Source organism: Mycobacterium sp. 1165196.3 (genome assembly GCF_001673415.1).
GTDB lineage: Bacteria > Actinomycetota > Actinomycetes > Mycobacteriales > Mycobacteriaceae > Mycobacterium > Mycobacterium europaeum_A.
Window position 1 is genome coordinate 1 of record NZ_LZLU01000059.1, and the last position, 10587, is coordinate 10587.

Annotated in this window: 11 protein-coding genes and 1 pseudogene; 3 read left to right on the top strand and 9 right to left on the bottom strand. The window is 68.0% G+C overall.

All coding sequences use genetic code 11. From position 1 onward, the window contains the following. From A5659_RS05755 to A5659_RS05775, 5 genes are all read right to left on the bottom strand, one after another. Positions 1-782 (bottom strand): ABC transporter ATP-binding protein (locus A5659_RS05755; protein ID WP_231997749.1); only part of this gene is annotated, 782 nt, incomplete at its 3' end. Beyond that, positions 779-1603: an ABC transporter permease gene (locus A5659_RS05760; RefSeq protein ID WP_067179711.1), complete on the bottom strand. Its 825-nt coding sequence runs from the start codon at positions 1601-1603 to the stop codon at positions 779-781. The genes A5659_RS05755 and A5659_RS05760, both read right to left, overlap by 4 nt. Next, the gene (locus A5659_RS05765) at positions 1600-2427 is read right to left on the bottom strand and encodes an ABC transporter ATP-binding protein (protein ID WP_067179714.1); all 828 of its coding nucleotides are present in this window, start codon (positions 2425-2427) and stop codon (positions 1600-1602) included. The genes A5659_RS05760 and A5659_RS05765 overlap by 4 nt, the downstream gene beginning before the upstream one ends. Then, complete coding sequence (locus A5659_RS05770) at positions 2424-3293, bottom strand: ABC transporter permease (protein ID WP_082975906.1); 870 nt, start codon at positions 3291-3293, stop codon at positions 2424-2426. The genes A5659_RS05765 and A5659_RS05770 overlap by 4 nt, the downstream gene beginning before the upstream one ends. Before the next feature lie 244 nt (positions 3294-3537). Beyond that, complete coding sequence (locus tag A5659_RS05775) at positions 3538-3819, bottom strand: hypothetical protein (protein WP_066867409.1); 282 nt, start codon at positions 3817-3819, stop codon at positions 3538-3540. A gap of 235 nt (positions 3820-4054) precedes the next feature. On the opposite strand from A5659_RS05775, the gene A5659_RS05780 reads away from it, so the two are divergent. Then, complete coding sequence (locus A5659_RS05780) at positions 4055-5281, top strand: MFS transporter (protein ID WP_067179717.1); 1227 nt, start codon at positions 4055-4057, stop codon at positions 5279-5281. Positions 5282-5304: 23 nt separating this feature from the next. On the opposite strand, the gene A5659_RS05785 is transcribed toward A5659_RS05780, so the two are convergent. Both A5659_RS05785 and A5659_RS05790 read right to left on the bottom strand, forming a co-directional pair. Next, a complete protein-coding gene (locus A5659_RS05785) occupies positions 5305-6342 on the bottom strand; it encodes an LLM class F420-dependent oxidoreductase (RefSeq protein ID WP_066861294.1) in 1038 nt (345 codons plus the stop codon). Between the two features lie 10 nt (positions 6343-6352). Continuing rightward, positions 6353-6775 carry a nuclear transport factor 2 family protein gene (locus A5659_RS05790; protein WP_066876451.1) on the bottom strand — a complete coding sequence of 141 codons (423 nt, stop codon included), beginning with the start codon at positions 6773-6775 and terminating at the stop codon, positions 6353-6355. A gap of 123 nt (positions 6776-6898) precedes the next feature. Between A5659_RS05790 and A5659_RS05795 the strand changes: the two genes are divergently transcribed. After that, positions 6899-7465 (top strand): PadR family transcriptional regulator, encoded by a 567-nt coding sequence (locus tag A5659_RS05795; RefSeq protein WP_067179719.1) that lies wholly within the window; start codon positions 6899-6901, stop codon positions 7463-7465. 6 nt (positions 7466-7471) lie between these two features. Here A5659_RS05795 and A5659_RS05800 read toward each other — a convergent pair whose 3' ends face one another. Together A5659_RS05800 and A5659_RS05805 are read right to left on the bottom strand one after the other, a co-directional pair. Continuing rightward, on the bottom strand, positions 7472-8362 hold the full coding sequence (locus A5659_RS05800; RefSeq protein ID WP_067022418.1) for an SAM-dependent methyltransferase: 891 nt from the start codon (positions 8360-8362) through the stop codon (positions 7472-7474). A gap of 94 nt (positions 8363-8456) precedes the next feature. Then, entirely contained in the window at positions 8457-9503 is a 1047-nt protein-coding gene (locus A5659_RS05805) for a ketopantoate reductase family protein (RefSeq protein WP_067179722.1), read from the bottom strand. 91 nt (positions 9504-9594) lie between these two features. Between A5659_RS05805 and A5659_RS05810 the strand changes: the two are divergent. After that, positions 9595-10284, top strand: a pseudogene (locus A5659_RS05810) (haloacid dehalogenase type II); the annotation flags it as partial. Positions 10285-10587 lie beyond the last annotated feature (303 nt).

Here is a 10587-nt window from a genome sequence, read left to right on the forward strand (position 1 = left end):
TGCGCAGCTGTCGGGGCTCGCAACAGCTCCATGGCACGGTGTTTGATGTCTTGCAGGCGGTCGTCGTTCAGTAGATCGATCCGCTGGCGGGGGCGGGCCAGCTCGATGGCGAACTCCTCGCGCACCCGGGCGGGACGCCCCGTCATCACCAGCAGCCGGTCCGCAAGCAGCAGCGCCTCGTCGAGATCCGTGGTGATGAACAGGACCGTCCGGCCTTGCTCGGCAAGGAGTTCGGCCGTGTACTCCTGCATCAGCTCGCGGGTCATCGCGTCGAGTCCCCGGAACGGCTCGTCGAGGATCAGCACCGCGGGCTCGTTGATCAGCGCGCGAGCCAACTCGGCGCGGCGCCGCATGCCGCCGGAAAGCTCTACGGGATAACGGTTGGCGAATTCGGCGAGTCCAACCCGAGCCAGGACGGCATCCGCGCGCTGCCGCGCCGCCACCCTGTCCGCGCCGCGCGCACGCGGTCCGAACATGACGTTTTCGGCGGTCGTCAGCCACGGCATCAGCGCGTTCTCTTGAAACAGCAGCAGGCGGTCGGCTGAGGGTCCGCGGGCCTCTTTGCCGTCGACGGCGATCAGGCCGCTGCTGGGCCGGTGATAACCGGCCAGCAGGTATCCGATGGTCGTCTTGCCACCGCCCGACGGTCCGATCATCGCGACGAGTTCGCCGGGTTCGATGCGCAGCGAGCAGTCGTCGACGACGTGGACGTCCTCCCGTCCCTTACGGACGTGGAAGGACACGCGATCGAAAAGGACCGCGCCGGTCCGGTTTCCGGTCATGCCGCCACGCGCTGCCATGGCATGAGGCGGTTTCCCAGCGCGCGCACGAGGCCGCTCGACAGGTAGCCCGCGATGCCCAGGCTGATCATCGCCACGACGACCCGCGGTAAGTTGTTGCCCTCGTAGGCGTTCCACACCAGAAAGCCCAGCCCGCCGTCACCGGACTGCTGGCCGCCGCCGGAAATGAGCTCGGCGGCCACCACCACCTCCCACGTGATGCCCATGCCGACGGCCGCCCCGGTGACCAATGACGGCAGCAGCGCGGGCAGCAGCACCCGTCGAAAGACGTATGGGCGGCTTGCGCCCATCGACCGCGCGGCCAGCACGTGCCTGCGATCGATCTGTTCGGCACCGCCGACCGTGTTGAGCACGATCGGAAAGAGTGCACCCAGGAATGTCACGAAGGTGATGGACAGCTCCTGAGTCGGCCAGAAGATGATCGCGATCGGCACCCACGCCAATGGCGGTACCGGCCGCAGCGATTCGAATACCGGGAACACCACGCGTTTGAACCAGGGACGGGTCGCCATCAGCAGGCCTAGCGTGCCGCCCACCAGCAGCGCCACGGCGAAGCCGGCCAGCACTCGCTGAAACGACAGCGACCAGCTGTTCCAATAGCCCGGCCTGGCAAGGAGTTTCAGGAAGTCGACGATCACCGCGGAGGGCGCCGGTAGCTGCCCCACCACGGGCACGCTGACACCGGTCCAGTTGCCGAGCCGGGTGGCCAGCTCCCAGCCGGCGGCGAAGACGACGATGCCGATCGCGCCGCGCCTCAGCGCCGACGCGTCCGCGTGGTCGGCGCGCCGTAACAGCGTCGTCACTGCGCCATCTCCCGCTCGCCCGCGTCGAAGGCACGCTTGGCTTCGTCGCGAACCGCCTCGGAGACCTCGGCGACGAGTTCACGAAAGTAGGGTGCGGTGATCAGGTCGCGGTCGCGCGGGCGGTCGAGGTCGACCTCGATCGTGGTCTTGGCCCGGCCGGGCCGGGTCGTCATCACGGTGACACGACTGCCCAGGTAGACGGCTTCCTCGATGTCGTGGGTGATGAAAAGCACTGTGACGGCGGACTTGTCGTAGATCTGCAGCAGCGCATCGTGCATCGCGGAGCGCGAGATCGCGTCCATCCCCCGAAACGGCTCATCGAGCAGCAGCACGGTCGGCTCCATGACCAGCGCGCGCAGAATCTCGACGCGGCGTTGCACGCCGCTGGACAGTTCGCCCGGGTAACTGCGCGCCACCTCGCCCAGGCCGACGTCGTGCAGGCGCTCGACGGCGATCTCGGCCGCGTCCCGGCGGCTCAGTCGCCGCTGGGCCACCAGGCCGTAGCTCACGTTCTCGGCGACCGTGAACCACGGGAACAAGGTGCTGTCCTGGAAGACCACTACCCGGTCCGGGCCGATCGTCGCGGTGGGACGACCTGGGCCGCAGAGCAATTCGCCGTCCAGTTGGATTCGGCCCGAGGTGATGTCGGTGAATCCGGCGACGGCTCCCAGCAGCGTGCTCTTTCCGCATCCCGACGGTCCGACGATGACGTGCAGTTCGCCCGCGGCGATGTCGAGGCTGAAATCCTCCACCGCCACCACCGGGGTGCCCGTCGTCCGGTACGCCTTGCCGACACCGCTCAGGACGAGGTTTCCCCCGCTCATGACCCGATGCTCCGGGCCCGGTAGGCCATCAGCCGGTCACCGAGCAGTCGGATCAAAGCGCTGCTGGCGAAACCGATTACACCGATGGTGACCATCGCGATCACGATCGTCGGGTAGCGGGTGGTCGTGTACGAGGCGTTGATCAGATAACCGAGCCCGAACTGGCCGGCGATCATCTCGCCCGCGACCAACGAGAACCATGCGACGCCCATGCCGATCTGCAGGCCGGTGAAGATGTAGGGCAGCGATCCCGGAATCACTACGGTGCGCAGCACCTCGCGCGGGCCGGCACCCAGACACTGCGCCGCCCGAATCAGGTTCTGGTCGATCGACTGGACCCCGAGCAACGTGTTCAGCGTGACCGCGTAGAACGCTGCCAGGTACGTCAGGAAGATGACCGAGCCCTCCCTGCTGTGAAACATCAGCATTGCCAAGGGAACCCACGCGAGGATGGGGATGGGTCGGATCAACTCGAAGATGGGAAAGGTGTACTGACGAAATCGCGATGACCACCCCAGCAGCAGGCCGAGCGGGATTCCGGTGACCAGCGCCGCCGCGAAGGCGAGGGCGACGCGCCGAACGCTCGCCCAGATGTGCTCGTAATACGACGCCGTGAAAATGGATGTGCCGTAGGCCGGGTTCGGGCTGAGCCACTCCCGGATCACCTCGGTCGGACCGGGAAGGCCGCGAAATCGCGGCAGCGCCAGCACGTCGACGCTCAGATACCAGCCGCCGAGGAACAGGGCGAAGCCGAGCAATGCCAACGGCAATGTGGGCGACAGGATCCGGCGGCGGCCGGGCCGCGGCGCGGCCACGGTGCCGTGCGGGACCGTCAGGGGAATCGGCTCGGTAGAAAGGGCGCTCACGAGCTACCTTTCTAGGAGGACGGCGGCCCCGCGGCGCGAGTCGTCAGCGAGCGACTCGGTCAGGCCGCAGGGGCATGCTGGGATAAATCGGTGTCATCATTTCCGCACCGATGCCCCGGTGCAAGAATATGGATCGCCTTGACCCGAAGTGCGTCGGCGCGGCGACGGTGCCCGATGCCCCCGGAACGCAGACAGCCGGCTCCCGAGCGAGCGGGAGCCGGCCGTGTGCCGTGGTCAGCTGGCGTCAGCCGTGCGGCGCCTCGGAGATCTTGGTGTCCGGCTTGCCGAGCGTCTGGCAGTAGGTCGTCACCGACAGGCGCGTGGCGGAAATCTCCACATTGGTCGGGTCGTTACCGCTCTTGTCTTTGAGCATCTTGCTCACTTCGTCGTTCTGCTTCTTCTCGTCCTGCGTGGTGAAGTCCTTGCACTTGGTGTCCCCGCCGGTGTTGATGACCTGTGAGGCCGAACACGCGCTGGACAGCAGGACGGAGATCGCGATCGCAGCTGCCGCAATATACTTCATCATTTGCCTTCCTGGGTGCGAGTAGTGGTATCAGTACACCAAATCGCCTGATTTCAAACCCCGAATGGCGGCCCGGACCGATGACCGCCGTGTTTGCAGGGACGGCGTGGCAGCGGCCACATCGCGGCGCCGCCGCGTCCGGTTGCGCGCAGTGGGAATAACCGCCCGGGTGACCTCGCGTTCTACCATCGGCGGTCGGCCGCGTATGCGCATCAGGTCTGAAAGGGGAGGAAGCTCAGTGACCTCGTCGAATGTGCGCAGCGGCCGCGGCGGCGTCACCGGAGCCGGGCGCGAGGCGGCGGGTACGGGGGCGCTGTTCGTCAGCGTGCTGGCGCTGCTGCTGGCAACGGGATGGGTCGCCAACCACTTCGTCGGGCTGATGCCGGTGATCAGCGACCGGGCCCACCTCAGCACGACCACCCTCGACGGGATCTTCGGCATCTACGCGCTGGGATTGCTTCCCGGGTTGCTCGTGGGCGGGCGCGCGTCGGACACGCTCGGGCGCCGGCCGGTGGCGCTGACCGGATCGGTGGCCGCGCTGACGGGAACGGCGGTCATGCTGCTGTCCCAGCACGCGGGCGCGCTGCTGCTGGGTCGCCTGATCGTCGGGATCGGTGTGGGCCTCGCGATCAGTTCGTGCACCGCGTGGGCCTCGGATCTGCGCGGCCCCGCCGGCGCCGCGACCGCCGGGGCGGTACTCACGGCGGGTTTCGCCGTCGGACCGTTCGTCGGTGGGTTCATCGCGTGGGCCGGACGATCCGGCATCCGGGTGTCGTTCGCCGTCGCCGCGGCCATCGTGGTGCTGGCAACGTGCGCCGTCATCGGTGCGGCCCGCCGCGCCGAGGTGGCGCGCCCGGCCGCCGGGTACGACTCGGGGCGGGTAGCCCCGGCCGCCCCGGCCGCGCGGGGAGTCAGCCGGGCCCTGAGTTGGGCCATACCGCTGGCGCCATGGGTGTACGCCTCGGCGACACTGGGATTCGTCACCATCCCCACCCGGCTGCACACCGCGCTCGCGGCTCCCCTGGCGGCCGGCACGGCCACCCTGATCGTCAACGGTGTCAGCGGCGTCGTACAGGTTCTGGCCCGCGCGCTTCGGTGGGGTCCGCAGTCTGGCACCGTCGGTGCGGTGCTGGCGGCGCTCGGCTACGCGGTAGCCGCACTGGCGCCCCCGGCGCTGACCCCGACGTTGGGTCTCCCGCTGTTTGTGGTTCTCGGCTGCGCCTCGGGCCTGTGCCTGCGTGAAGGCCTGATCGACCTCGAGGCCGCCGCGCCGCCACGCCTGCGCGGGGCTCTGACCGGAGTGTTCTACGTCGTCACGTACGTCGGCTTTGCCCTGCCGCTGATCCTGGCCACCGTCGGCTCGGCGGTTTCGGTGGTGATCCTGTCCGTGATGGCCGTGCTGGCCACCGTAACGGCGGTCGCCCGGGCGGTGCGGTTACGCCGAGACAGCCACCGCCAGGACTGATTCCTCGCGGCCCGCGCCGGCGATCAAACCAGTTGGCGCAGCGTCTCGATCAGCTTGATCCGCTCCGCCGTGGTCGACGCGATGGGCGCCACGTTGAGGGTGGTGACCCCCGCCTCACGGAACGCCGCCAGCCGCTCCTTGACGAATTCGCGGGTGCCGATCAGGTTGACGTCGCGCACCAGATCGTCGGGCACCACCTTGGCGGCGCCGTCCTTGTCGCCGGCCAGGTAAAGCTCCTGGATCCGGTCGGCCTGCGCGCCGTAGCCGTATTTGGTGGCCAGGGCGTGATAGAAGTTCTTGCCCTTGGCTCCCATCCCGCCGATGTAGAGGGCCAGGTGCGGTTTGACGAATTCCCTTAGCGGCTCGACGTTTTCGCCGATGGCCAGGACGGGACCGGCGTAGATGTCGAGGTCACCAAGCTCGGGGTCGCGCTTGGCCCGGCCGGCGGCCAGGGAGTCCCCCCACACGTCCTGCGCCTTTTCGGGCAGATAGAAGATCGGTTGCCAGCCCTCGGCGATCTCGGCGGCCAGTTCGACGTTCTTGGGTCCCAGCGCGGCCACCAGTATCGGAATACGCTCCCGGACAGGGGAATTGATCAGCTTGAGCGGTTTGCCGAGGCCGGTGCCCTGGTCGGCGGGCAGCGGGATCGTGTAGTGCTTGCCCTGGTGTTGCACGGTCTCGCGTCGCCACACCTGCCGGCAGATCTCGATGACTTCGCGAGTCCGGCCGATCGGGGCGTCGTAGGGAACACCGTGAAATCCCTCGATGACCTGCGGACCGGAAGCGCCCAGGCCCAGGGTGAAACGCCCGTCGGAGACGTAGTCCAGGCCGGCGGCGGTCATCGCGGTGAGGGTCGGGGTTCGGGTGTAGAGCTGCAGGATGCCCGAGGCCAGCCCGACCCGTTCGGTGCTGGCGGCCAGGTAACCCAGCGCGCTCACCGCATCGAACGAATATGCCTCGGGCACAAAGACAATGTCCAGCCCGGCGCGTTCCAGGTCGGCCACCTCGGCGGCGACGTCCTTGAATCCGCCCGCATAGTTGATGCTCAGTCCAATCCGCATGGTCATACTTCTACGCGGTGCCGGATTGATTGGCCAATTCCAGCGCCTCCTGCTGGATGCGACCGAATTGGGCGCCCATCGCCTCGGACAAGGCCGTCGCGCCCGACAGCGGGCGCACCATCACCATGAAGTCGTCGATGCGTCCGTCGTCGTCGAAGTGCAGGAAGTCGCATCCGGTGATCTTCACCCCGGGAGCCCCGGCTATGCCGGTCTCGAACACGAAAGCGTGGTCGCGCCCGCCGGGGTCGTGAATCTCGCGGACGTAGCGGAAGTCCTCGAAGATCCGCAACACCCCGCGCAGGATGGCGGCGGTGATCGGCTTGCCGACGTAGGGCTTGAACGCCACCGGGCTCGTGAAGACCACGGTGTCGGCGAGCATCGCCCGGATGGCCTCCTCGTCGCGCTCTTCGACGGCTTTGCGGAACGGGTGCATGAGCGACCTCGCATAGTCAACTAGTTGAGTACGTGCGGGATCGACGCTAGGGCGCCCGCCGCGCGATGTCCAGAGTGCGATTAGTCACTTTGTTGAGTAATCGTGTCGTTGTAGCATCGACCGATGTCGCTGCGTGACGCGGTGTTGGCCGCCCTTCTCGAGGGCGAATCGTCCGGATACGACCTGGCCAAAGACTTCGATGCTTCCGTCGCAAACTTCTGGCCGGCGACCCCGCAGCAGCTGTATCGCGAACTCGACCGGCTCGCTGAGCAAGGGCTCATCCAGGCCCGGCTCGTGCAGCAAGAACGCCGGCCCAACAAGCGCATGTTCTCCCTGACCGAAGCCGGCCGGGACGCGATCCGCCAGTTCACGACCAAGGCGCCGAAACCTTCGGTGATCCGTGACGAGCTACTGGTCAAGGTTCAAGCCGCCGACGCCGGCGACATCGAGGCCGTCCGCGAGTTCATCCGCGACCGGCTGCACTGGGCGAGCGCCAAAGTGCAACGTTACGAACGTTTGCGGGCGCGCATGCTGGACGGCCACAGCGACGAGGAATACCTGGCCCGAACCGAACGAATTGGCCCCTATTTGACGCTGAGCCGGGGAATCTCGTTCGAACAGGAGAACATTCGGTGGGCCGAACGCGCGCTGAGCATTCTCGACCGCCGCGTGCCGGCCACTCGCCGGTGATGCGGCTCAGCGTTCGCGGACCGCGGTGAAGAACTTGGTGCGCAGCAACCGATCGAACACTACCGGCAGATCCTGGAAGGGCCGTCCGTATTCGGTGGCGGCCTTGTCGACCAGGTCCACGCCGGTGACCCGCCAATGATGTTGGGCAAGAAACGCTTTGGTGTCGGTGCGCGGATCGTCGTACCACAGCTCGGCGACCGGCGGGTGGTCGGTGTCCTGGCTGATGGTGGGTACGTTGTCGGCGAATTCCTGCACTTCGCCGGGGGCCGGCCCGAGCTCGGCGGCTAGGTGGCTACCGGCGGCCGACAACTCGTGCAGCTTGTCGAAGAGCGCGTCCTGCGCGGCCCCGGGCAGATAGGGCAGCAACCCCTCGAGCGCCCACGCCGTCGGTTGGCCGGGGTCGAAGCCGGCCGCAATCAGCTCACCCGCCCAATCGTCACGCAGATCGGTGGCGACGGTGACGCGCCGCGTCGACGGGACGGCCCCCCGCTGGTCGAGGACCCGCTGTTTGAATTCGAGCACCCGCGGCTGATCGACTTCGTACACCGTATGGCCGGCGGGCCACTGCAGCCGGTAGGCGCGAGAATCCAACCCGGCGGCCAGTATGACGGCCTGGCGGGTGCCGGACCGACTGGCCTCGGCGAAAAACTCGTCGAAGAATCGCGTGCGCACCCCCACCCACTGTGCATTGAAGGCCGCCGCGCTGGTCATGTCCGTCTTGTCCACTGCCGCAATAAGGTTCGGCTCACCGGCGGCGGCCACGAAGCCGGCGGCGAAGTCGTCGTTCGCCAACGGCGGCCGCAGCCCGGCGTCGAGGGCACGCGCCGCGCACACGGCCAACGCGGTGAAGCCGACACTCGTCACGATGTCCCAGGTATCGCCGGCACTTCGGGCCACAACAGCCTCCCATCAAGTCATCAACCAGGCGCGGCACGATTCGTTCGCACAACTAACGATATCGTACGCCGACCGGTTGAGTGCCCGATCGGTCCTACGACGAGGCGCCCGCCGCTGCCCCGAGCAGTTCGCTCAACTGCGAGACGGAGTAGCACCCCGGACCCGCGCCATCGCGCACCGCCATGCGCACCGCGCGGGCTACGGCGGCATTCAGCGGGGCCCTGGTGCCGTGCCGGTGCGCGATCCGGGCGATCTCGCCGTTGAAGAAATCCGTCTCGACGTTGCCGGTGTTACGGCTGAACGACTGCCAGGTCGAGTTGCTCGGCCCACCGTCCCATCCGGGGACGGGGCGGATGACCGGACCGTCCGCTCGTACCGCCCGCGACGTTTCGAACGGCACGAATTCGATTCCCGCAGAGCGCAAGACATTTTCACCCTCGGCCCGCAGCGCGTCGAGTATCTCGCCGGCGTCGGTCGCGCCGGCGGTCAGCGCCCCCACCCCGTTTCCGAGGTTGCTCAGCAACTTGTTGTACTTCCACGGGGCGACGTCGGGTGTGATTCGGGTGCGGATGCCCGCCTCGCTCCAGGCCTCGGCGAGGCTCGTCAGCAGGTCGGCATCGGCCGCCTCGCCCGCTCCCGCGGGCCACCGTGCGATGTGAAACTGGCCGGCCACCGGCCACGACCGCACGATCACCTCCCCGGGTTCGACGTGCACGGCAGGCAACCACACGCAGACGCCGAACACGCGAGCAAAGTAGCGCAGCGCCTTCTCCTCGGCGGCAACACCGTTGAGCGCGGTCATCGCCGGCAGCAATTCGCCTGCGGTGCCCCGCGTTCCGCGCACCGGGCGGTCGACCCACTCCTGCAAGGCCGCGTCGAGTTGCTGGGTTTTCGTCGTGAAGACCAGCACGTCGCGCTCGGTCAGTTGCACCTGGTCGGGCCGCGACGCGACGGTGACCGGTGTGCGCCACGCGCCGTCCGGCGTCCGCAGCGTCAAGCCATCGGCCGCCAGCACCTCGGCATGCCGGCCGCGGGCAACCAAGACGGTGGAAGTTTCTGCCCTCGCCAGCAATCCGCCCAGCGTGCCGCCGATGGCTCCGGCACCGATGATCACGTATCGGCGATCGTCCCGCTCCGCCATCGCCCCGCCCCCTCCTGAAGTCGCCATCCTCCACGGCGAGATTACGTGCCGGTGCCCGGCTGCGCCGCCGGCCGCGGCGCTAGCCTGAGGAATGACCGAATACCGCTCGCCCTCGACCGGCCGGGCCGTACGCGCCGTTTTCTTCGATACCTTCGGAACAGTCGTCGATTGGCGATCCGGAATCGCCGCCACGGTACGACAATTCGCCCGACGCCACGACGTCAGCCTCGACCCGGACGCGTTCGCAATCGACTGGCGGAGCCGATACCTGCCCTCGATGGCCGAAATCCGTTCGGGCCGACGGGAATTCGTGTCACTGGATATCCTGCATCGAGAGAACCTCCTCGCATCGCTCGAGCAGTTCGGCGTCGCTGTCGGCGCGCTGCCCGGCGACGAGGTCGACGCACTCGCCCGCTCGTGGCGCTGGCTGCCGCCGTGGCCGGACAGCGTCGGCGGTATCGCGGCCATGAAGCGACACGTGATCGTCGGGCCGCTGTCCAACGGAAACACCGGGCTGCTGGTCGAGATGGCCAAGTACGCCGGCCTGCCGTGGGACATGGTGCTGGGTTCCGATGTCGAAAAGGCCTACAAGCCCGACCCGCGCGCCTACCACACTCCCGCACGTTTCCTTGGCCTGGAACCGGGTGAGGTGATGCTCATCGCGGCGCACCCCTCCGACTTAGACGCCGCCCAAAACGCCGGCCTGGCGACCGGTTACGTCGCGCGGCCCGACGAATACGGCCCGGGGCGGGAATCACCGGTCGAGTCCACCGGCGCGTGGGCGTCGCCACCCCGAGGTAAACGCCGTCGCCGAGCCTCCCATTCCCTATCGCAGCGGCGGCCCGCTACGCCGCCCCGCGCCTGCGTCCGCTACGGCCTCGGGTGTGATGCGGTAGCGGCCGCATCGGCGCAGTCGGATCGAAACCATGCGGCGGCGCCGCATTATCGTGGATCCGGCGCACCGAACAGCGAGCCGGCCAATTCGCCCAGCGACGTGCCCGAGACGTCCCACGCGCCGGTGGACTCGACCGGTGATTCCCGCCCCGGGCCGTATTCGTCGGGCCGCGCGACGTAACCGGTCGCC